Here is a 22,780-nt window from a genome sequence, read left to right as displayed (position 1 = left end):
TCATGAATAAATTAATAATGGAGTAGAACCTATGAATAAATCGCAACGACTGCTTGAAATGATGATGGTCGTCAATCGTAAGCGGAAATTCACCGTCAATGAGCTTGCCGGTGAATTCAATGTATCCTCAAGAACAATCCTCAGAGATCTGCAAGAACTTAGTGAGTTGGGAGTTCCTTTATACTCTGAAGTGGGTCCGCACGGCGGATATCAGGTGTTGAAGGAAAGAATTCTGCCACCCATCGCTTTTACGGAGGAGGAAGCTGTCGCTATTTTTTTTGCGAGTCATGCGCTGCGCCACTATGCAGTTCTGCCCTTTAAGGCCGAATCTTCTTCAGCCCTCCGGAAATTTTATAACAACCTGTCTGGTGATGTGCGGGATCGGATTGATGAAATGAAGAACCGGGTAGATTTTGTCACACCGATACGGCTAGCCGAATCTCCTTATTTGTCTATCTTGCTAGAGGGGGCTATTGAGCAAAAAGTGCTTCTTATCGATTATGAATCGAAGGGGCAAAGGTCCAGCAGACTTATTCAACCTGTCGGTATCTACGCAAGCAGTGGCTTATGGTATTGCCCTGCCTATTGCTTTCTACGCGGCGAGATTAGAGTGTTTCGCTGTGATCGAATCTATTCGGCGGTCTATAACGACTCGCGCGTAGAACCACTGGATCTGCGGCAGATCCATCTTGGGAATAGAGAAGATTTGTTCAAAATGGAGCCGGAAGAGGAGCAGCTTAAGCTCAATGTGGAGTTAAGTAAGGAAGGTGTGCAGCGCTGCGAGGCAGAGCTGTGGTCTCCCTCCAGACTGCATATTCTTGAGGACGGGACCGGTAGGCTTGAAGGGGATATTCCGACGAGTGATCTTCCATTTTTTGCGAAGTTTCTCATCGGCCTAGGCGACGAGGCCCTGGTAAAAGAGCCAGTGGAGCTGGTGGATGAAATGAAGCGGATGCTTGCCAGATTGCTGGGCAAATACAGCTGAATGCGCAGGTTAGCCTAGCACGAGGCTAGGCTAACCTGCTTTTAAGTACACCTTACTTAAGCCTAAGGGAACCATATTTCCGCCAACGTTCGAATGCCCTCCTCAATCTGATCTTCGTCTATACCTCCGAATCCCAAGATAAACTCCAATGCATCTTTTTCAGGCTCACTCCACCAGGTAAAGGTCATGGGAGTGATGCGTATACTTGCTGCCTTAGCAACTGACACAAGCTGTTCCGCTGTGTTGTTATGCTCCAGGGTTAGCAGGATGTGAAATCCGGCGTCTTTTCCGCTAACCGTTGCCTTATTCTTAAAATGCTGCTTGATGGCTTGAAGGACGATATCATGCTTCCGTTGATAGAGCAGGCGCATTCTCCGCAGATGCTTCTCAAAGTAGCCCCTTTCGATAAAATAATGCAAGGCAATTTGATTCAGCCTTGAGGCAGAATGTTCTAGATACAGCTCACTTTTTAGTTCGTGATAGATAGGCAGTAGCGCCTTAGGCAGGATCATATAATGGATACATAATGCGGGTGAAACCGACTGTGCGAAGCTGCCCATATAGATGACTGGGCTGTCCTCCATAAGTCCTTGGAGGGAGGGGATCGGCCGGCCATGATAGCGGAATTCACCATCATAATCATCTTCTATAATGTAACCGTTTGTGTTTAGGGCCCAGTCTAGCAGTGCCAGACGTTTCGCAATCGGCATAGTCATTCCTCTAGGGAACTGGTGGGAAGGTGAGACATAAACAGTATTGGCCTTACTCCTATACAAGCTTTCCACATGAAGTCCATCTTCCTGCAGCGGGATAGCTTTCACTTCGAATCCATTTCTTTTAAAGGTAGATGGCAATAAATGATACCCGGGATCTTCAAAACCGAGGCTTGTAGTCCTCCCCTGAAGCATTAAGCTAAGCAGAGAGCAGATTGTATATTGATCACCGCCGATGACCACTTGCTCAGCTGAACAGCGCAGTCCACGGAATTGGCTTAAATAGGTGGAGATGCTGTCTCTTAAAGCAGGCTCCCCCTGCGGATCTCCATACTGCAATAGATCGGTGTTGGAGAGCTGCTCCTGATAAAGGCTTCGCCATATTTTGTGGGGGAAATTGGAGAAGTCGTTTTTGGAGATATGGAAGTCATAGGCATAGGAATAAGAATCGCGGGCTGTGATTGGATAAGGTTTTGAGGACCGAAGGTCACTGGGTGCGGCGATTCCGTTGAATGTCTGAATAGGCTGAACATAATAGCCACTTTTGGCTTTGCTAGTGAGAAAACCTTCGGATAATAGCTGTTGGTATGCCAGTTCTACAGGAGTAGTACTAATGTGCAATTGTGCGGCCATCACTCGGATCGAAGGCAAGCGGGTCCCGCTTAACAGGCCGCCGTTGATAATCTCTTTTTTGAAAAAAGTATAAAGCTGTATATAATAAGGTACTTCACTATTTGGATCAAGCTTAGGGACAATTAGCATGTTCTCCGCTCCATCTGTCACTTGAAATTATACGATTCTGTCTATTTTAAAGTATACAGTTATTCGATACCATAGAGAAAGTTATGAAATGGAGGAGATTGAAGATGAGTGATAAACATGCTAGATTGCTGACGGGGGAACGGGTCTATCTGCGTCCACTTAACGGGGAAGATAGCGAGCTGTATTACCAAATGTTCTATGACGAGGAGACCCGTTGGCTTACGGGAACGCAGAAGCATAATACCAAGGAGCAAATTGCCCGTTATATTGAGCGCAAGGCTGGGGATGATTCCAGTGTGCTGCTGTTGATCGCGCTAGAGGAGAACGATAAAGTCATCGGCGATATAGCAATTCAGGATATGGACCGGGGTAACCGGACGGCAAATCTGCGGATAGCGATCGATAAGGTGGAGCACCAGTGTATGGGTTACGGACAAGAAGCACTGTTATTGCTGCTGGACTATGGGTTTGGCATCTTAAACTTGCACCGTATTGAATTGGAGGTTTACGCGTATAATAACCGAGCAGTACATGTCTATGAAAAAGTAGGTTTTGTTAGAGAAGGCGTACGTCGGCAGATGCTGTATTACAATCATGAATACCATGATGTGATCATGATGAGCATGCTAGAGAATGAGTACCGGGCGCGATATTTGCTATAAAGGTCAAATAAGGTCAAATCAATAAAAATCCTATTATTTGTTAAGGAAACTGCAAAGAAACGCCGGAATTCGGCCGTTTTTGGACTTGGATCGGCTTTGTTATTCCCTATAATTAGGACTATAATTAAGCCATAAGGTCAAATAAAGTCAAAGTCAATGAGAGGAGAATGGAAAATGTTTAATTTGGTTCCTTTTGGAAAAGGTAGAGAAGATGCTTTTGGTGTGCTCACCAAGTCTTTGAATGAAGTATTCAATGATGATTTCTTTGCACCGATCAAAAGCTCCACGGTTGTCTTCAGAACGGATATCCGTGAGAGTGAGCAGGCTTATCTGATCGAAGCCGAGCTTCCCGGCTTTAAGAAAGAAGAAATCGACATTGACTATGCCAATTCTTATTTGACGATTAAAGCGGTACGCAAGGAAGAGGATACTGAGGAGAATCAGGAGCACCAGATTGTGCGCCGAGAACGCCGCTACGGGGAATATGTACGGAGATTCTATGTGCAGGATATTTCGGAGGAAGGTATCCGTGCTTCCTTGAAGGACGGTTTGCTCACGCTAGAGGTTCCCAAACGGCAAAAACTGCAAAGCAAACGGATCGAAATTCAAGATGGCGGGTCCTCGGAATCACAGCAGGAATAAGGGAGTATAAGTCCGGTGAGCTTGTGATGAACAGGAGCCTTAGAGCTTTTGGGCATGTTGTCGAAAGTTCAACTTATCCTAGGCAGTCACGGCGTAACCATCGGGCTTTTCACATAGCAGTACTATAGAAGGCGCATTGTAGTGGGGATTCCGGCTATGATGCGTCTTTTCTCGAAGAATTTGGACAAATAATTATAAGTATTACTAGCTATATAAGATGAACGAAAAAACATAAGAAAAGGCAAAAGTAATGAAGGGGAATTTTGGAACTGTAGGAGCGATAGCGACCGCCTGAAAGCTTTCCGTAGGAAAGCTCGCATCGAAAGCATAGGCTGTCTCCGGATTTCATCCGCTAAGAGCGGAATAAATCAAGAAATCAGGAGACAACAGCGGCCGGAAGTCCAAACATTTACCGCAGTTACGATTAAAGCCGATTCAGAAAAATCTTATGTTCAGCTATATAGGCTATGAAATCTTATGAAGGGAGAGAAATCAAATGGCGGTAAAAAGCTTCTATGAGGCTTTGGGTGTAAGTAAAGGAGCTTCCAAGCAAGAGATTAAAAAGGCCTATCAGAAGCTTGCCAAAAAATGGCATCCCGATGTGAATAAAGCACCTGGAGCAGAGCAGCAGTTCAAACAAGCAGCGGAAGCCTATGAGGTGCTGAGTAACGAGGAGAAGCGTAAGGTTTATGACGAGGAGCAGCAATATGGTGCTGGTCGAGGAAAAGCAACGGGAGGTGGGGGCAATGGCTCCCCTTTCGGCGCAGGCCGGAGCGGAGGTTATTCTTCCGGTGGGTCCGGCATCCCGGAAGAGGATCTGTTCGGGATGTTCTTCGGAAACCGGGGATCGGCGGATCGGGCTGGCTTCGATTTCTCCGGAGGCGCCGGTAACGCGCGTCAAGGGGGCAGCCCCTGGGGCGAAGCCCGCAGTACGATGCAAGCCCAGCTTGATATCTCGCTGGAACAGGCTTATACAGGTGCAAGTGTAAGGGTTCAGATTGGCGGTAAGGATGTGAATATCAGTATTCCGGCTGGATCGACAGACAGTGCGGTCATTAATATAACTGGAGACGGTAAAAATGGAGTGGCACAGGGCGAAGCTCTGCTGATTATCCTGCATATTTTGCCGCATGGAATTTATGAGATCCAAGAGAGCGACCTGCACGGTATTCTGGAGATTGCTCCTTGGCAGGCGGTGCTAGGTGGAGAGGCCAAGGTACTGCTGCCGAATGGAAGTACCATGAAATTGAAGATTCCGGCAGGGATTCAGAGCGGCAAGACGCTGCGGATACCTGGCAAAGGGTTGAACCGCGAGAATGGCACGAAGGGTGATATTCTGTTCGCCATTGAAATTGTCATTCCTGGACCTGCCAGTGAAGCGGATTTACAGCTTTACCGCCAGCTTGCCGAATCCGGCAGCTTTCACGCTGGCGCCAAACGGCAAAGCCCAGGTACACAACGGCGCAAGGCCACGGCAGTATAAACCATCTTCGATCGAATCTTTATAGAAAGGTGTTGAGTGCAATGGATTTTAATAAATTAACGCAAAAGCTGCAGGAGGCAGTGGCTGCAGCACAATCGTTGGCCTCCAGCGGCGGCCACCCGGAGATTGATAATCTCCATTTGTTGAAGGCCTTACTTCAGCAGCATGAGGGCTTGCTGCCAAGACTGTTGCAGAAGATGAACATCCCAGTAGTAGAGCTGCTGCAGAGTACGGATGAACTGCTGCTGCGTAAAGCCAGTATTAGTGGGTCAGGTGCGGGAACCGTACGGCGATATGCCTCCCCATCGCTGATTCGCGTGCTGGAGCAGGCCGAGAAGGAAGCCGCACAGCTGCAGGATGAGTTCGTCGCGGTGGAGCATGCCGTGCTGGCGATGGTATCTGATTCAGGCAGTGAGAACCGCGAGCTGCGGGGGATGTTTGCCAGCCGAGGCGTGACAAGGGAAAAACTGCTGTCCGTGCTTGCGGAAATTCGTGGTCACCAGCGTGTGACTAGCAGGGAACCGGAAGCCACCTATGAGGTGCTGGAGAAATACGGACGTGATCTTGTAGCGGAAGTACGGGCGGGGAAGATTGATCCGGTCATTGGACGTGACGCGGAGATTCGCCGCGTCATTCGTATCCTGTCCCGCAAGACCAAGAACAACCCGGTGCTGATCGGGGAGCCGGGGGTAGGGAAGACGGCGATTGTGGAAGGTTTGGCTCACCGGATTGTCCGTAAAGACGTGCCGGAGGGACTGAAGGATAAGACGATTTTTTCGCTGGATATGAGTTCACTTGTGGCCGGGGCCAAATATCGTGGGGAATTTGAAGAGCGGCTGCAGGCCGTGCTGAAAGAAATACAGGAGAGTAATGGGCGAATTATTCTATTCATTGATGAGGTGCATACGATTGTCGGTGCCGGTAAGACAGAGGGCGCAATGGATGCGGGCAATATGTTGAAACCTATGCTGGCCCGCGGCGAGCTGCACTGTATCGGAGCGACTACCCTTGATGAATACCGGAAATATATTGAGAAGGACCCGGCGCTGGAACGCCGCTTCCAGCAGGTGCTTGTAAGCGAGCCGGATGTGGAGGATACGATCTCGATTCTACGCGGACTCAAGGAGCGGTTCGAGGTGTATCATGGCGTCAAAATTCATGACAGTGCACTCGTGGCGGCAGGTGTATTGTCCAACCGTTATATTACAGACCGTTTCCTGCCGGACAAGGCGATTGACCTGATCGATGAGGCCTGCGCGATGATCCGTACGGAGATTGATTCCATGCCAGGCGAGATGGATGAAGTGACACGCCGCCTGATGCAGATGGAGATCGAAGAAGCCGCACTCAAAAAAGAAACCGATGAAGCCAGCAAGCGCCGTCTGGAAACACTCCAGCGGGAGCTTGCCGATCTGAAGGAGAAGCATCTCGGAATGACAGCGCGCTGGGAGAAGGAGAAGTCGGTCATCCAAGGGATTCGTGAGCTCAAGAAACGGCTGGAGCAGGCCAAGAAAGAGCTGGTGGATGCGCAGGAGGCCTACGATCTCAATAAATCAGCCGAACTTAGCTATGGCATTATTCCTGATCTGGAACGGCAGGTGAAGGCGGCGGAAGAGGCAGCCTTCCAGGATCAGGATACGCGGCTATTGCGCGAAGCCGTCACTGAGGAAGAAATCGCCGATATCGTCTCGCGTTGGACTGGAGTTCCTGTTAGCAGATTAGTTGAGGGAGAGCGGAACAAGCTGCTGCGGCTGGAAGAAACGCTGCATGAGCGTGTCGTGGGGCAGGAGGAAGCAGTTGGCCTGGTGGCCGATGCGGTGCTTCGGGCCAGAGCCGGAATCAAGGACCCGAACCGGCCGATTGGTTCGTTCCTGTTCCTGGGACCGACTGGTGTCGGCAAGACGGAGCTGGCTAAGGCACTTGCTGTGTCGTTATTCGACCGCGAGGACGGTATGATCCGTATCGATATGTCGGAGTATATGGAGAAGCATAGCGTATCCCGCTTGGTCGGTGCACCTCCAGGGTATGTCGGTTATGAGGAAGGCGGTCAGCTCACAGAAGCGGTGCGGCGCCAGCCTTACACGGTTGTCCTGCTGGATGAAGTGGAGAAAGCACATCCCGATGTATTTAATATTCTACTGCAGTTGCTCGATGATGGGCGGCTGACCGATTCGCAGGGCCGGATGGTCGATTTTAAGAATACAATTATCATTATGACCTCCAATATCGGCTCGCCACATCTCATTCAAGGAACCGATGATAATGGGGAGCTTACGGAAGCGGTCAAGGAGAGAGTCATGCAGGAGCTAAGCGGTCATTTCCGTCCCGAGTTTCTGAACCGGGTGGATGATATTGTGATGTTCAAACCGCTGACATTGCATGAAATAGAGCAGATCGTCGTTAAGCTGGTGCAAGGATTACGTCTGCGCCTTACAGAGCGTGGAGTGGGACTTGTGCTTAGCGAAGCTGCGGTACGCTTTATTGCCAAGGAAGGCTTTGATCCCGTTTACGGTGCCAGACCACTGAAGCGGTTCATTCAGCGCACGCTGGAAACTCGTGTGGCGCGTGCGCTTATTGCCGGTGAAGCGGAAGCGGGCTCGGTCATGGAAGTGGACGAATCCGGCGGCGAGCTGTCCGTTTCTATTACGAAGCATGTTGGCGCTGAAGCGGTTAGTTCTGTGTAAGGAAGCTTTTAGGAAGATGAATCACTAATGATTTGTTATAGGGGTAAAAAAACTAGCAAGTCTCTTATTTATGAGACTTGCTAGTTTTTATGTTCAGTCTTATGATACTCTTTTAAATTATAAATACCGCGATATAATATCGTAAGAGGGAGAGGATTCGCTTGAAAACCATAGGACTGATAGGCGGCATGAGCTGGGAATCATCACTTGAGTATTATAAAATGATCAATGAAAGGGTTAAGCAGAAATTGGGTGGATTGCATTCTGCAAAATGCTTCTTGTACTCCGTTGATTTTGAAGAGATAGAAAGATTACAGCATAGTGAAGACTGGGAAGAATTGACGCGTATAATGATCAATATTGCTCAGAAACTTAAAGGTGGCGGAGCAGACTTTGTGGTGATATGCACTAACACCATGCACAAAATGGCCAATGAAATTGAACAAGCAGCGGGAATTAAAGTTCTTCATATTGCAGAGGTAACAGGGCAGGAAGTAATTAAAAAAGGAATGAAGAAGGTAGGCCTCCTTGGAACCAAATTCACTATGGAAGGAGATTTCTTCAAAAAGATTCTCAATGAAAAATATGGTGTTGAGGTGGTTATTCCAGATAGTGATGAGAGGGGAAGTGTCCACCGTATTATTTACAATGAATTATGCAAAGGCGAAATAAAAGAAGCCTCCAAGAAACAGTATTTAGAGATTATGGATAACCTGGTTATGAACGGTGCGGAAGGTGTGATATTGGGCTGTACCGAAATTACATTGTTAATAAAACAAGCAGATACTGCAATACAGATTTTTGATACAACGCAGATTCATGCCGATGCTGCAGTGGATTTCGCTTTAGGGGGTTGACCTCAAAAGGGTGAAGCCACGTCTCCAGAACTGGCTGTATTAGAGCAATAAACGCATACCCGCTTACAATCCCCGCAGCTGTCCCGCGCCGATCTCCAGCATTCCGTTACCAATGTACATGAGGAAAAAAGAGCGCTATTCTACCCAAGGCACCAAATGGGGCTGTTCCTCAAGGATAGAGAGATATTGCTCCTTCCAGCCATACTGTCCATCGGGGTCAAGCTGCATATACCGTAAATATTTCTCCAGCCGAAATTCAGCCTTGGACCAACCGAGGTGCTTGAGGCGCAAGTCACTTAGCTGATGGGGGAGCTCGAAAATATTTTGCGGCAATCGCCCACAATGCTGCGGAGATTCATTCCATACATAATTAAAATCTTTGCGGTAACGGAGCAGAAATGGACGGTAGCTTAAATGGGAACGCCAGTAAGTGTCTTCCCGGTAATATTCCTCGTTCCAGAAGTCGTATAGACGGAAGCAGTATAAATCCACCTGCGATTCCTGCAGCATGGATTGGATCTCTTGGGCAAACCTCGCTTCAAACAGCTCATCCCCGTCCAGATTTAGAATCCACTCCGGATTCGTCTTCAGGACTTCTTCCCACTGCTGCTTGCGCAGCTCAATTTCATTGCTGAATTTGGAATGCGTATTGTGCACAAGATGGACGGGGATACCTTGAAGGGCTTCTAAACAGACTGCTGCCGTATCATCCGTGCTGCCATCATCTATAATGACTGCCTCATCGATATATTTGCGGTGTTCCTCCAGAACCTGGCGCAGGAAACGCGGGCTTTCGTTCTTGACGACCATTGATAGAGTAAGCTTGGGACGTTTTATGGTTCTAGGTACGGTTTGGATAGTTCCGGGATCGGATTTTATGGGAATATCCCCCTGCTTTTCCGTTGCCAGATCTACCGATATGGAATTTGATTCCGCTAACTCTGACTCTCTCTCTGACATAGACTCCACTAGAGGAGCCTTATTGGCTGTTGTCTGCTTGATGAAGTCCTCCACCTTGCTTAAATCGCTGTCTCTGTATAAATGCAGGGCGGGATAATAAGTGTCGACAAAAAGCGGGATACCTAGCGCAGCAGCGCGGATACAGAAATGGCGATCTTCTCCCCAGTAGGAGATATTCTTGATCGGGTTATAGCTTATCCCAGAGATTATGGCCTGGCGGCTGATCAGTGTACAGGCTCCCAGGCCGCCTACTTCATAGATGCCTGGCAACTGTAGCTTGGCTAGAAACTCATGGAATCTGCTTTGGATCTCCTCAGGGCGCAGCTGTTCTCCCGGCAGCAGCTCCCACTGATTGTATTCGTCATGCATCCATACTTGTGGCTGCAGCATGCTTTCCGGCTGCCAGCGGGTCCAGAAGACCTCCGAAATAATATCTTTTTCCGCCGATACAAGATGGACTAAAGTTTCAGGGTAAAGGATAAGGTCGGAATCGATCAGGAATAGATAATCATAGCCGAAGGTTTCAGCATGCCGGATAATCGTGTTTTTAAAGTTGGCAACTTTCCAGACTAGCTCCGAGTTCCAGTAATGGGTGCTGTCATTTCGAATATACGTATCACGGAAGCCGGAGGAATGGAGAAGAATATTGTTGCGGGTTTCTTTAAATTCCTGCAGTAGCAGGCTGGATCGCTCATCCTCGTTATCATCGATAAAATAGAAGTCCAGCTCCAGGTCATTCCGCTTCAAGCGGAGCAAGGAATCCAGAAATTGACGCAGAATAAGCGGTTTTTGGTGAATAGGGCTGCCGAGCAGTATACGTGGCTTGTTCTCGCTCATCGCAGTCCACCTACACAATGAACTATCGGTATCATAAAATTCCTCCGGTCCTCAGGATTGTACGGATTTATTTATTTATCTGTATTCAATATATTTACGTAAGGACTGGACTAACCCTTATTTTTTTGGCGACCGGATTGCATGATTAGAACTATGGGAGGTAATAAGATGTTGGAGACATTGAACCGGGTTAAACTGTCCCAACGCGACGCGTTATTGTTGGAATCTTTGCGGGGCTTGGGCTGGTCCGATGAGGAGATGCTGCTTAGAGTGACAGAAGGAGACTTACCCGTTGACGAGAGTAAATACCATTTTGACTATAAGCGGCTGACAGCTTTGCAGGCAGAGAAGCCGGAGGAATTCGAGCAGGCTGTGCATGAGGGTTATCAGATCAAGTACAATACAATCCGTGGCATTCGCAGCTGGATTTCGATTGCCCTTGGCAAAGAAGCAGCACTAGAGCTCGAAGAAGGCAAAGAAGCTGCCGAGGCAGCATTAACAATAGCCGAGAAGAATCGGCTGGAAGCTGCACTGTCGTTCGGGTGGCAGATACATGGCGGATCTCAGACCGCAACAGGAGCAACCGAAGTGTATCGGATTGAGCCTATTCAAAGATGATATAGTAAATCGAAGAAAGTCTTCCAAGTAACCTGTGGTTGAGCCGATTTTGCTAAAGAAGATTTATAAAGAAAAAAAGATTGCTGCAGCGGCAGGATGCCGGCAACAATCTTTTTTGGCAATCTTCTATTTTTTCGAGAGGATCTGTCGCTTAGACCGTAGGAAGTCCACGAGATTCTTCGACACCAGGAAAGCTAATCTCATACTCAGCACTTTCAACCCAGGTTCCGGTCTTGAAGTCTCTGCCCCGCACAACAACCTTATTGCTGTAGACTTCTACATAGTAACCTTGGCTACCTATTTTAGCTTCATCCTCATTGGTCCAAAGATAGGCGACGGAGGCAGAGTTGAACATTGTAGCGGTCTCGCCTTGGCCAGGGAACATTGTATTATCTACTTCAAGCTCCCAGTGGGTATGTCCCGTAAATAAAAGAGTCTGTGGATATTTGGCCAGAATGGACTTTAATTCCTCATCTTGTGTGACTCCATACCAGCCCTGAGATTCTAGCGAACCGGCTACGGTGTCTTTGAGCGGCTGATGCAGGAAGAGGAAGACTGGCTTATCCGCTGCAGACTGCTCTTCAAGTTTATGTTCCAGCCATTGAAGCTGTTCGATTGACAGGTTACAGAAGGTCCGCAGACCTTGTTCTGTCCCCAGAAAAATAAAATGATATCCATCGATCCAATGATCATGATAGGGACCGGTCATCCCCGTTTCCGCCTCATAAAGCGCCAGGCGTGACTCCCAGTGTCCAAGCCCCACATCATGGTTGCCTAAGGTGAAGGTAATATCCGGCAGCTTGGCTTTATACTTATTTACAATGCGCACCATCTCTTCGTATTCCTCAGGAAAACCATGGTCTGTAACATCTCCGATATGCATGATGCCGCTGCTTCCCTCACCATGGTCGGCAATGTCCTGCAGTGCCAGCTCAAAGTTAAGGTTGTACTCATGCTCAGGATCGGCAGTTACATGCGTATCCGTAATAATCTGAAAGGTTACCAGGGGTTGTTCTTCACTGTTCATGCTCATTAGTAACGGACCTCCTAAAAGTTTTGTGAGCGTTACATCCTGAATTACTTCGTACAAAACTACTTCGTAAGCATAAGCTAAGTTTTATGGAGCACTACTACCTGAGAGCATCCGCTTCAATACGCAGCTCATCATAAGATTGCACGATGATATCTGCGTCAGCGAGAATGCTGAGTGGTGCAGGATCGCTATGGGTACCCGTAAGCCCGATGGCCAGAGCGGCACCCGCCGCCTTGGCCATGCGCATATCGCCGTTAGTGTCCCCGATCACTGCGGTCTGGGAAGGGTCAATACCCAGCCGCTCGCAGGCTAGCTGGACCATATCTGGAAACGGCTTGCCGTGCTCCACCAGGTCCGTGCCTATGACTTCTGCGAAATATTGCCGAATGCCGAGCCACTGCAGGTGCTTCTCTGCCGCTGCGGTTTCATCAGCGGTTACGACCGCGAGCGGAATGCCCTGGCCAACACAATCGTCCAGAAATCGCTGCAGACCGGGCAGGGGAAGAACCGGCCGCTGCTGTTCCAGCATGGCGTCTGCCACTTGCCTGCAAAGATGGACAAGCTCCAGGGACTCTGCCCAGGATAATCCCTGCAAGTAGGCTTGCCAGGACAAGATGGCGTAGAGATCATCCATCGTGCCCATGGCCAGCGGACCATTGCGGTCATAATCGGTGATGCTTCCCTGTGCGTCATGGAGGGTTCCTAATAAGGAGGGAATCAGTGTTTTCGGAAGCTCACCAAGTCCCTTTTGCTCCATGATCTCAGCGAATTTGCCCAGGAAACGTTCACCCCAGCTTCCCCAGAGAGAGACAAACTGGAGCAGTGTCCCGTCCTTGTCGAACAGGATGGCGGATACGGAGCAGCTTCCTTGTGGAGTGATAAGCTCAGACATAAGCGCCCACCTTTATTTTAATTTGTCCAATGCCGCCTGTGCCGTTTCTTTGGCTTCCTTCAGGGCTTCTGCTGCCGGAATATTCTCGATCTGCACCTTGTCTGCTGCGATTGTCAGGGCATCATTGATCTTGCCGCCAGTAGGGTCCTGGAAAGGCTCGGAACCATGGGCTGCCTGCATCAGTGGAATCTTAATCTGCGGATTGCTCTCGCTGAATGAGACGAATGCAGGGTCTTGCAATGCAGATTGACGGACGGAAATATAACCAGTGTTAATGGACCAGAAAGCGGTGTTCGCGGAGTTCGTGAAGTAAGTCAGCCATTTCATGGCTGCTTGCTTCTCAGCGTCGCTTGCCTTAGACGGGATACCAGCCATAATAGCCTGAGCTACCGGCTTTCCTTCGCCAACCCCGGCCCAGCCCGGTTGTTCCATCGCGGATACGATGCTGAAGTCCAGATCTCCCTGATCTCCACTGGAACCGATGTAGCCTGCGGCCTGTCCTTTCATTACGTCATCAATTGTTTTGTACCAATATTCCCAGCCTTGTCCACCGGAATGAATCTGCATCGTTTTATCTTCGTGAATCCATTTGCGGAACAGATCCCAAGTCTCAATCCACTCAGGGGAGTCGATCAGCACTTCTTTGCCATCTTCGCTAAGAATGTGGCCACCCTTGCTAAGTGTGGCATCGATCATATTGCCGGAGCCCCACATCGGTTCCCAACCGAAGAACGTTGTTTTTCCACCGTCTTTAATGGTCATTTTTTCAGCGGCAGCGGCCAAGTCTTCCCAAGTCTTCAGCGTACTCGGATCAATGCCGCTCTTCTCAAAAGCATCCTTGCGGTAATACATAACCTGTGTAGTTCCGTACATTGGGAGGAAATATTGCTTGCCATCCACCTGCCCCTGATTCATAAAGGTCTGGACAAAATCATCCTTATTGAAATCCGGCTGCAGAGTCATAAGCTCGTCTATCGGAGCAAAATAGCCCTTGCGCGCCCAGTCTACATTAGAGGAGAGCACAGCAGCAGGGACTTGTCCTGTAGCAATAGCTGCCTGCAATTTCTGCTCAGTTTCGGTATAGTCGGCCTGTACGATGCCTTTGACGATGACTTCCTGTTGGGAAGCGTTAAATTTCTGGATAAGCGCATCCATATTCTCACCAAGTTTGCCGCCGAGTCCATACCAGAACTCAATGGTTACGGGTACGCTTTGTGTCGGAGCTGCTGAAGCAGATGGTGCTGTTGATGCTCCATTTGCGGCCGTAACATTTGTAGTGGAATTTCCACCGCAAGCGGTCAACACCGTAAAGCCAGCAATTAAAGACATAGCGGACACTCTCTTCAATACGTTCATCATCATTCTCCTCTTTATTCATATATTGTTATCCCATATATCTGTAAGCTCATCCTTTGCTTGATCCGGCGGTCATATTGACACTTCCCATAATGGTTTTCTGGGCCAGCAGAAACACAAGCAGCAGAGGGGCGATGGTAAAGGCGCTGGCGGCCATGATTAGCGGCCATTTCAATCCGTAAGCACCTCCTTCCACGAAAAAGCTACGCAGTCCGGCAGATACCAACTGCAGGTTTGGATCCTTCGTGATCAGCATCGGCCAGAAATAGTTGTTGTACTGGTCAATGAAGGTGATCAGGGCCAGCACTGCAAAGGAAGAACGCGTGATCGGTACAATGATGGTCCATAGAATTCGCAAATGGGATGACCCATCCACTTCTCCGGCTTCTACCATTTCATGTGGAACCTGCAGGAAGGCTTGTCTGATCAGGAAAATGGAGAACACACTTACGCAGTTGGATAGGATCAATCCGGCGTAGGAGTCCAGCAGATGCAGCTCTGACAGAACGAGATAACCGGGCAAGTAGACCGCGGTAGCTGGAACCATATAACCGAACATGATTACACCTGCGAACAATCCTTTTAAGCGGAATTTCATGTGTGTAAGCGCGTAAGCCATCATGCCGGAATTGATGATCTGGAGCAGCACGATGGACACGGCGACGAAGATGCTGTTGCCCATATATCTGAAGAACGGCGCCTCATGCCAGGCTTCAGCGAAGTTGCCCCAGAGCGGGACCTTCGGCCAAAGCGTGGGCGGGGACTGCCAGATTTCATCATTTGTTTTCAGTGCGCTGGTGACCATCCAGTAGAAGGGAAAGGCCATCAAGAGTGCAATTACCGCAAAAAACAAATGGCGGGACAGTCTGCCGATTACAACGATTGTACTCATTCCAAGACCTCCTTTAAGTAAATTTTACTGATAATGGGTGGTCCGTTTACTGACTCCGAGCGAAACCACAGACAGCAGCATGCAGATGAACACTAAGACCATGGCGACGGTAGAAGCCTCTCCGATCTGGAACGACTCGAAGGCGGATTGATAATACATATAGAGCAGGGTGCGCGTCGAACCGGAAGGCCCTCCCTGAGTAAGCACGTTAATCTGATCGTAGGCCTGAAGCGCCCCAATAATCTGCACAATGAACAGAAATAGTGTAGTGGGTGAGATTAGCGGCAGCGTGATGCGGATGAATTTGTAAAAAGGGCTCGCTCCATCAAGTCCAGCCGCTTCCAGCAGGTCGGTAGGTACATTGCGCAGCGCTACCAGATAGAAGATCATCGCCCAACCAACCGATTTCCAGATCGTCACGATAAGCACACCGACAAGGGCCCACTTCGGATCATGCAGCCAGCCGATTTCTGCTAGACCGAGAAAGGAAAGCACGGTATTGGCCAGGCCCACATCAGGTTCATAAATCCAGGACCAGACGATGGAGACGGCAACCGTCGGGGTAACCCAAGGCGAGAATAACAATACCTGATAAAGGGCGGCTCCCTTAAGCTTGCTGTTCATCAGCAGGGCTAAACCCAGTCCAATCATAATGACCGGCAGCACACTTCCTGCACAGAACAGCACAGTTACTCTAAGCGCTTTGTAAAAGGCCGGGTTGCTGAAAAGATCCACATAATTAGTTAGGCCCACAAAGGTTTTCTCCGGGCTCATGAAGTCCCATTCTGTAAAGCTGAGATAAAAAACATACAATAATGGCGCCAGCCAAAATACAACGAACGGAATCATCGCCGGCAGTGTAAAGAGCACAGGCTTCAAACCGCCTATCAATTTCGAACGTGTCATTTTTTCTTGGATACCCCATTCCATCTTTTGTGTTTTGCGGTATAATTCTGAGGAAAGCTCATCTGTACAAAAAAAATTGTACACTCATCTGCCAGTGATGTGGTCAAGAGGACGTAAACAGTGATAAGAGATTGTGTAAAATTTTTAGAATAGTGTGCACAAGCTTGTACACTGTGTAAAGTAGAGGATAGAGACTAAGTGAAATGAAGGTGCAACGATTGAAACAGGCCGCCTTTGGCGAAGAGAACGCGGATTTATCTCCACGGGAGCAGCTGCTGCGTCCGATGATTGATGCCATTGCCCAGACGATGGACTTATATGGAGCGAACTATTCGTTCGGGCAGCTTTATGGGATTATGTTTTTTGAGGATAAGCCGATGACACTCGAGGAAATGAAGAAGGTCATGAATATGAGCAAAAGCAATATGAGCTATGGCGTCCGTTCGTTGATGTCCTCCAAGATGGTTACCAAGCTTGACGAGAAACGGGAGCGAAAGGATCTGTACGTTGCGGAGACGGATTTCTTCCAGACCTTCAGGAATTTCTTCACGCTGAAACTGCAGCGGGAGATCGATGTGATGAAGGAGGCGCTCAGTTCCGTCATGCCGGAGCTCGAGGAACTAACCAGCGCGGAGGACACTCCAGAGGAGGAGCGGCAATATTGTCTGAGGGATTTAGATAAACTGCAGCATGCCGTTAAGTATTACAATTGGCTGCAGCAATTTGTGGACGGGCTTCAGGAAGGCGAGTATTTTGCGAATTTTCCAGCAAGCGGGTTTAAACCAAGCTCAGACTAGCAGTGAAAGTGAGGGGAATTAGGATGTTGAAGTGGAAGGCTGGGTACATTGCCTTATTTCAGAGTGATCTGTATGAGACGAATTCGCTTGTCGTAGAAACTTCGGACTATGTATTAGTTGTCGATCCCTGCTGGCTTCCCCGTGAAGTGGAGGGGATTCGCCAGTATGTAGAGGGAATTCGTGCTGGCAGAAAGCTTCTACTCTTATTTACACACTCGGACTTTGATCATATTATCGGCCATGGTGCTTTCCCGGAGGCTGAGGTTATTGCAAGCAGAGCATTCGCTGACAAAAGCACGGCAGAGCAAGAGAGCATTCTGGAGCAAATTCGTGAGTTCGATGATAGCTACTATCTCAGAAGACCTTATGAAATAACCTACCCAGTAGTGGATCATGTTATGGAGGCAGACGGTCAGATGATGACTTTTGGGGATATACGACTGACGGGGTACAGCGCTCGGGGACATAATAACGATGGAATGTTTACGCTAATAGAGCCGCTTGGCTTGTTCATCGCTGGTGATTATTTGTCAGATGTAGAGTTCCCTTATATTGAGGACAGCAGTGTCTCATATGAGGGAACTCTACATAAGGTTGAACCCATAATGGCCCGTCATCCCATTACCTTGATGATCCCGGGGCATGGAGAGACGACGAGTAGCATGAATGAGATTAGAAGAAGACGCGATGCAGGCTTGAATTATATTCAGAATATGCGTGCGGCGGTAGCATCCGGTGAACAAGAGAACATTGACCAACTGATCGCAGGCTGTGCTTTTCCCCGCAACATGACAAAGTTCCACCAGAGCAATCAGTTGCTGTTCCAGGGTGAGCCAAAAGGATTCAGAGCTGTCTCGGAACATAATGAAGAAGTCTCGGTAAAACAAAAGAAAAACAAGCATTCAGACCTCAAAGGGTCATAGGTGCTTGTTTTTCTTCCTTGCAACTTTTAGTTATTTTTCCGGAATGACAATTTGAGCTGAGCCGTAAGTATCAAACCAGCCTTTAATCGTGTTGAAATCGCTACTGAACGAAAGACTTAAGAGAAGGAGTACACGAGCATGCGCAGCGTTCAAGTTGTCCCCAGCAATAATGCCATCACCAGTTGAGTAATTACTGCCCGAACCCGTCCGAGTTGTTGCAACGAAGATAATACCTTTCTCTTTAAAAGCCTTCGTACGAGCATCACCCATAGCTTTGGATACTCCCCCAGATCCTGTGCCTGCAGTAACAATTCCCTTTGCGCCTTCCTCGACTAAACCTGTGATTGCTCCGGCTCCAGCATCTTGATAAGCATAAGCAATTTCCACCTTCGCCAAGCTAGTTGAGGGGATTTTTTTCAAATCAAATGGTGTTGCCCATGTATCTGTACTCATGAGTGATCTGGCATTGGCACGATACAATCGAATATTCTTCTCGTCGATATATCCCAGCATTCCCAGCTTAGGGGTTTCAAAAGTATCTGTCCGGTTGCCGTTGGTTTTTGTAACTTCCCTTGCTGCATGAAATTCATCATTCAGCATCAAAACGGTTCCGAAATATTTTGTTTTTCCACTTGCAGCCAGCTTAATGGCATTGTATAAATTCGCCTGAGCGTCACTACCAATAACCGTCCAAGGACGCATTGAACCAGTAATAACAACGGGTTTCGGACTTCTTACTGTGAGATCAAGGAAATAAGCAATCTCTTCCATTGTGTCTGTACCCGTAGTTACGACCACTCCATCCTGTGTTTCGAGCACTTCATCCACTTTTAAGGAAAGATCATATAATTGCTGCATGGTATAGGAGCCGGAACCCTTATTGCCAAATTGAAAGGTGGATACATCTGCGATTTGATCTTTATTGGGAAGGGCTTTTACCATATCCTCCATTAATAAAGTGCCCGCTTTGTAATTTTGAAAGCTTGTTTCATCAACCGATTGACCTGCGATCGTACCACCAGTCGCAATAACCTGTACCTTGGGCAGTTTGGTTACCGTTGTAGGAGACACGATTGTTCCTTGGACTACCTCTGCTGCATAAGAACTTGAGATCGGTAACATGGAGACAGTTGGAAAGAGCGAAGTTAAAGCTAGACCAGCAACGAAAGCAGTTTTCAACCATATTGATTTGGATAATACCATAGATGCAAACCTCCCAAAGTATGTATTACCGCTGCATCATGTTATTTAAAATAACATCAAGCAGCGGTTATTGAAGGGAGTATAACAATGTGTTATGTTTTATGGCAAATACATAACATAACGAAGAAAGCGGTTTATTGACCTGTATCATGATCTAATGCTTGATTATCGACCGATATCTCTATTTGTTAAAATTTTAAATAAATTAAAAAAGAATATGTAAATTTTTATTCTATGGCAAAAAATATGACAACGTACAACCTAAAGATAAGGGGTGTCCCAGCAGCCATTTTATGGCTTTTGTGACACCCCATGTGGTATTTGGAATTCGTTAAGCGCTGATTTCGAAGTGATCTAGAACTAAATTTCTGCTATTCCGAAGCGTTCTCTTTTTTATTCTTACTGCCAAAATTAACGTTTAGCTGCCCGTCATGACCTCCTACATGGCCGCCGATTCCAAACCCAACCCCTTGGCCGCCGCCCAATTGGCCCTTAGCCTGAGCGCCGAGCCCTTGTTCACCCCCGAGGTGCGCACCGGTGTTGAAGCCGACCCCTTGTTTGAATCCCAAGTGCCCATCGACATTAGCCCCGAGCCCTTGTTCACCCCCGAGGTGCATGTCGGTGTTGAGGCCGACTCCTTGTTTGAATCCCAAGTGCCCATCGACATTAGCCCCGAGCCCCTGTTCACCCCCAAGCTGTACCCCAGTGTTGAAGCCAGCCCCTTGGCCGCCGCCCAACTGGGCCTTAGCCTGAGCGCCAAGACCGTACTCACCGCCAAGCTGCGCACCGGTGTTGAAGCCAACCCCCTGGCTCATGCCTAAGTGCCCGTCGGCGTTCGCGCCGAGTCCGTACTTGCCACCGACCTGTGCTTCACCGTTAAATCCGGCCCCATGACTGCTGTTGATATCAGCCCCGCCCTGTGCGTTGATCCCATATTTAGCGCCCAAGTGTCCATTGGCATGTGCACCCACACTATTGTGAGCCAGATGCCCATCGGCGCTCGCGCCGAGGCCATGTTTACCACCCAGCTCTCCGCCTGTCTCCAGATTAAGTCCTTGTCCCTGGCCTATATTTCCATTGACATAACCATTCGCAATTTGCGTTCTTTCGGCTTGATTATACGAGCGATTGAGATGGAAGTAATGAGAGTAAGGGAAGTTAGCGGGTTGACGATTATATGGATAAGCTGGCTGCCAAGCTTGGCTATTCGAATATTCATTCCCAGTGGTCATGTGGAAGCCTCCTGAATAGATTTGATTATTTAGCCTATTCATTGAGGCATTCTAATGATACCTGCTCCGTGGGAATAACCAGAAGAAATCGATTAGAGATTCAGTTGAATCTTACGCGTGCTCAGCACGCCTTCCAGACCCGTGGGGTCTGTACTTACTTTGTGGGCTACAAATTGCTCCGCCCGCTCGGACGTACGTATACGCAGCGGCTTGGTGTCCATGTGCACTAATTCCCACATCACGTTGGCAACGGATTCGGAGGTCTGTGGTTCAACGTTTCGTTTAAGAAAGGTCGCCGTGTAAGCATCCAATATAGGTTTATACTCATCGTCCAGAATGCCGCCAGTGCTAGCTACATGGCCCAGAACAGTTTTGTTGAACTCGGTGGCAATTGCCCCTGGTTGAAGTAAAGTAACGTCAATATTGAACAATGGCTTGTAATAGGTAGCCAGGCTTTCCAGTAAACCCTCAAGTGCGAACTTGCTGGCACAATAGATCTCATTCATCGGTTGACCGACCAACCCGCCTACGCTGGATGTGGCAATAATATGCGCATATCCGGTTTGGCGCATAAGGGGCAACGCCGCCTGAATGGTATGCATGACTCCATAAACATTAGTGTCGAAGACACGCTGGATGTCCTCTACAGGGGCTTGTCCCAGTGATCTAAGGTAGCCGAACCCGGCATTGCAGAACAGCACATCCAGTGTTCCCTGCTCAAGCTCAATACGATCGATAACCCGTTTAATACTTTCTGGTTTTGATACCTCCAGCTCTACCCAATGAAGATTTTTTTCCTCTCCATACTGCTGTTGGTCACGTGCTAAATGACGTGTGCCGGCATATACGGTCCAGCCTTGACGCGTAAAGGATAAAGCAGTTGCCAAGCCAATGCCGGACGAAGCGCCGGTGATGCACATGATTTTATTTTTACTCATAGGGTATACCCTCCAATAGTTTTATCAGAAATATTTCCCATATTATAGCATGAAGCCAGTCTTACTCTAAATATAGCGAGATTTTCTCCGCGAAACTGACAAATAACATAAATTTTCGCAGGATTAGCACGACTTGAGTTGCTATAAGTGTTTTCATTAATGTAGACTATAATTAATGTCTAGATGTAAGCGAATGGAGAGGGAAAATGGAAGTATTCAAGCGTTACTTCGCGAATTTAACGGTCCGGCGTTTTTTGATTTTGGGGCTAATTACACTGCTATTGTACAGTATTAGAGACATGCTGAATCTGGTGTTGCTGACATTTTTGATTGCTTATGTGATGAACAGCTTTCAGGTCCTATTGAGCAAGCGAATCAGTAAATACGTCAAGGTGAACAGTAAGGTAATTATTATTATTTTATACCTTGCGCTGATCAGCATGATCGTATTAGCCCTGGTTAAATACCTGCCTAAGGTGTACACGCAGATTAAGCAATTAACCAATTTTCTGAGCAATTTAACCCCTGAAGATCTTCCCAAGAACGAGATTACTCAGTATATTTTCAATATGCTCAAGGATTTAAACTATCAGTCCTATATGAATCAGGGCATAGAATATGTGCTGAAGATAAGCAATTGGGGCACTACCTTCGTATTAGCAACCATTCTGAGCCTTGTGTTCATCCTGGAGAAGAATCGGATTGTCAGCTTTACCTCCCGCCTGAGAGAAAGCAAGATTTCGTGGTTCTATGTAGAGTTGGAGTACTTTGGCAGAAAATTCATCTCATCCTTCGGAAAAGTGATTGAAGCGCAGATTCTCATCGCGCTGTTCAATACGTGCTTTACGGTTATCGGATTGTGGATACTCGGTTTGATTTTTGTTGCTTTTCCCTACCTCTTTGCGCTGTCTATTATGATTTTTCTGCTGAGCTTAATTCCGGTTGTCGGCTTTGTGATCTCGCTGATCCCACTGTGCATCATCGGTTATAATATTGGCGGGCTATCCATGACACTCTATGTACTGGCGTTGATTGCGGTACTGCATGTTATTGAAGGTTATTTTCTGAATCCGAAGCTGATGTCCTCCAAGATGAATCTGCCGATGTTCTACACCTTTATCGTGCTGCTGTTCTCCGAGCATTATATAGGGGTCTGGGGCCTTATTCTCGGTATCCCGATTTTCGTCTTTTTTCTCGATATTCTGGAGATCAGCAGAGAGAAGCAATAAGGCGATATCCCCTTTTCACAATATATAACACCAAAAACCCCAGCCATATAGGGAGGCCACTGAAAAACATGGCCTTCTCGGAAGATTGGAAACAAACATATCCAAAAGACGACATTCATTCGGACCTAGCGAATGAATGTCGTCTTTTTAAGGTGTATTGTTGCCTGGGCTAAGCC

20 protein-coding genes are annotated in these 22,780 nt (G+C 47.9%); 10 read left to right on the top strand and 10 right to left on the bottom strand.

The window, feature by feature from the left end; genetic code table 11:
- Nucleotides 1-31: 31 nt before the first annotated feature.
- A complete protein-coding gene (locus tag GJB61_RS26750; protein WP_154122101.1) occupies nucleotides 32-985 on the top strand; it encodes a helix-turn-helix transcriptional regulator in 954 nt (317 codons plus the stop codon).
- Between the two features lie 62 nt (nucleotides 986-1,047).
- Here the strand turns inward: GJB61_RS26750 and pdxR are convergent, their stop codons facing one another.
- Nucleotides 1,048-2,460, bottom strand: a complete 1,413-nt coding sequence (pdxR, locus tag GJB61_RS26745; RefSeq protein WP_154122100.1) for a MocR-like pyridoxine biosynthesis transcription factor PdxR — start codon at nucleotides 2,458-2,460, stop codon at nucleotides 1,048-1,050.
- Nucleotides 2,461-2,564: 104 nt separating this feature from the next.
- Here pdxR and GJB61_RS26740 point away from each other — a divergent pair, with 104 nt between their 5' ends.
- The 5 genes from GJB61_RS26740 (at nucleotide 2,565) to GJB61_RS26720 (ending at nucleotide 8,788) form a co-directional block, all read left to right on the top strand.
- Nucleotides 2,565-3,122, top strand: coding sequence for a GNAT family N-acetyltransferase (locus tag GJB61_RS26740; protein WP_229522467.1), 558 nt, complete (start codon nucleotides 2,565-2,567; stop codon nucleotides 3,120-3,122).
- A 174-nt stretch (nucleotides 3,123-3,296) separates the two neighbouring features.
- A complete protein-coding gene (locus tag GJB61_RS26735) occupies nucleotides 3,297-3,764 on the top strand; it encodes an Hsp20/alpha crystallin family protein (protein ID WP_154122098.1) in 468 nt (155 codons plus the stop codon).
- A gap of 496 nt (nucleotides 3,765-4,260) precedes the next feature.
- Nucleotides 4,261-5,247, top strand: a complete 987-nt coding sequence (locus tag GJB61_RS26730; protein WP_154122097.1) for a DnaJ C-terminal domain-containing protein — start codon at nucleotides 4,261-4,263, stop codon at nucleotides 5,245-5,247.
- A 41-nt stretch (nucleotides 5,248-5,288) separates the two neighbouring features.
- A complete protein-coding gene (clpB, locus tag GJB61_RS26725) occupies nucleotides 5,289-7,931 on the top strand; it encodes an ATP-dependent chaperone ClpB (RefSeq protein WP_154122096.1) in 2,643 nt (880 codons plus the stop codon).
- A gap of 161 nt (nucleotides 7,932-8,092) precedes the next feature.
- A complete protein-coding gene (locus tag GJB61_RS26720) occupies nucleotides 8,093-8,788 on the top strand; it encodes an aspartate/glutamate racemase family protein (RefSeq protein WP_154122095.1) in 696 nt (231 codons plus the stop codon).
- 135 nt (nucleotides 8,789-8,923) lie between these two features.
- Here GJB61_RS26720 and GJB61_RS26715 read toward each other — a convergent pair whose 3' ends face one another.
- Complete coding sequence (locus GJB61_RS26715) at nucleotides 8,924-10,585, bottom strand: glycosyltransferase (RefSeq protein WP_154122094.1); 1,662 nt, start codon at nucleotides 10,583-10,585, stop codon at nucleotides 8,924-8,926.
- A 168-nt stretch (nucleotides 10,586-10,753) separates the two neighbouring features.
- Between GJB61_RS26715 and GJB61_RS26710 the strand changes: the two genes are divergently transcribed.
- Nucleotides 10,754-11,203, top strand: coding sequence for a hypothetical protein (locus GJB61_RS26710; protein WP_154122093.1), 450 nt, complete (start codon nucleotides 10,754-10,756; stop codon nucleotides 11,201-11,203).
- Between the two features lie 151 nt (nucleotides 11,204-11,354).
- On the opposite strand, the gene GJB61_RS26705 is transcribed toward GJB61_RS26710, so the two are convergent.
- From GJB61_RS26705 to GJB61_RS26685, 5 genes are all read right to left on the bottom strand, one after another.
- Nucleotides 11,355-12,236, bottom strand: coding sequence for a metallophosphoesterase family protein (locus GJB61_RS26705; protein ID WP_420819774.1), 882 nt, complete (start codon nucleotides 12,234-12,236; stop codon nucleotides 11,355-11,357).
- A 97-nt stretch (nucleotides 12,237-12,333) separates the two neighbouring features.
- On the bottom strand, nucleotides 12,334-13,128 hold the full coding sequence (locus tag GJB61_RS26700) for an HAD family hydrolase (RefSeq protein ID WP_154122092.1): 795 nt from the start codon (nucleotides 13,126-13,128) through the stop codon (nucleotides 12,334-12,336).
- A gap of 12 nt (nucleotides 13,129-13,140) precedes the next feature.
- Nucleotides 13,141-14,484: an ABC transporter substrate-binding protein gene (locus GJB61_RS26695; protein WP_195724494.1), complete on the bottom strand. Its 1,344-nt coding sequence runs from the start codon at nucleotides 14,482-14,484 to the stop codon at nucleotides 13,141-13,143.
- Between the two features lie 49 nt (nucleotides 14,485-14,533).
- Nucleotides 14,534-15,376 (bottom strand): carbohydrate ABC transporter permease, encoded by an 843-nt coding sequence (locus GJB61_RS26690; RefSeq protein WP_154122091.1) that lies wholly within the window; start codon nucleotides 15,374-15,376, stop codon nucleotides 14,534-14,536.
- A gap of 24 nt (nucleotides 15,377-15,400) precedes the next feature.
- Complete coding sequence (locus GJB61_RS26685) at nucleotides 15,401-16,282, bottom strand: carbohydrate ABC transporter permease (protein ID WP_229522466.1); 882 nt, start codon at nucleotides 16,280-16,282, stop codon at nucleotides 15,401-15,403.
- A gap of 203 nt (nucleotides 16,283-16,485) precedes the next feature.
- Here GJB61_RS26685 and GJB61_RS26680 point away from each other — a divergent pair, with 203 nt between their 5' ends.
- Nucleotides 16,486-17,079, top strand: a complete 594-nt coding sequence (locus GJB61_RS26680; protein ID WP_195724488.1) for a GbsR/MarR family transcriptional regulator — start codon at nucleotides 16,486-16,488, stop codon at nucleotides 17,077-17,079.
- A gap of 23 nt (nucleotides 17,080-17,102) precedes the next feature.
- Complete coding sequence (locus GJB61_RS26675) at nucleotides 17,103-18,002, top strand: MBL fold metallo-hydrolase (protein ID WP_154122089.1); 900 nt, start codon at nucleotides 17,103-17,105, stop codon at nucleotides 18,000-18,002.
- Between the two features lie 30 nt (nucleotides 18,003-18,032).
- Here GJB61_RS26675 and GJB61_RS26670 read toward each other — a convergent pair whose 3' ends face one another.
- The 3 genes from GJB61_RS26670 to GJB61_RS26660 all read right to left on the bottom strand — a co-directional run bounded on the left by GJB61_RS26670 (nucleotide 18,033) and on the right by GJB61_RS26660 (nucleotide 21,375).
- Nucleotides 18,033-19,205, bottom strand: coding sequence for an asparaginase (locus GJB61_RS26670; protein ID WP_154122088.1), 1,173 nt, complete (start codon nucleotides 19,203-19,205; stop codon nucleotides 18,033-18,035).
- Nucleotides 19,206-19,576: 371 nt separating this feature from the next.
- Nucleotides 19,577-20,437 carry a hypothetical protein gene (locus GJB61_RS26665; protein WP_154122087.1) on the bottom strand — a complete coding sequence of 287 codons (861 nt, stop codon included), beginning with the start codon at nucleotides 20,435-20,437 and terminating at the stop codon, nucleotides 19,577-19,579.
- Between the two features lie 92 nt (nucleotides 20,438-20,529).
- Nucleotides 20,530-21,375: an SDR family oxidoreductase gene (locus GJB61_RS26660; protein ID WP_154122086.1), complete on the bottom strand. Its 846-nt coding sequence runs from the start codon at nucleotides 21,373-21,375 to the stop codon at nucleotides 20,530-20,532.
- A gap of 206 nt (nucleotides 21,376-21,581) precedes the next feature.
- Between GJB61_RS26660 and GJB61_RS26655 the strand changes: the two genes are divergently transcribed.
- The gene (locus GJB61_RS26655; protein WP_154122085.1) at nucleotides 21,582-22,604 is read left to right on the top strand and encodes an AI-2E family transporter; all 1,023 of its coding nucleotides are present in this window, start codon (nucleotides 21,582-21,584) and stop codon (nucleotides 22,602-22,604) included.
- Nucleotides 22,605-22,780 lie beyond the last annotated feature (176 nt).

The sequence above is a fragment of the Paenibacillus monticola genome, assembly GCF_009664975.1.
Classification (GTDB): domain Bacteria; phylum Bacillota; class Bacilli; order Paenibacillales; family Paenibacillaceae; genus Paenibacillus_AQ; species Paenibacillus_AQ monticola.
Note: the sequence above shows the minus strand (reverse complement) of the source record. Positions and strands in the feature narration are given on the sequence as shown.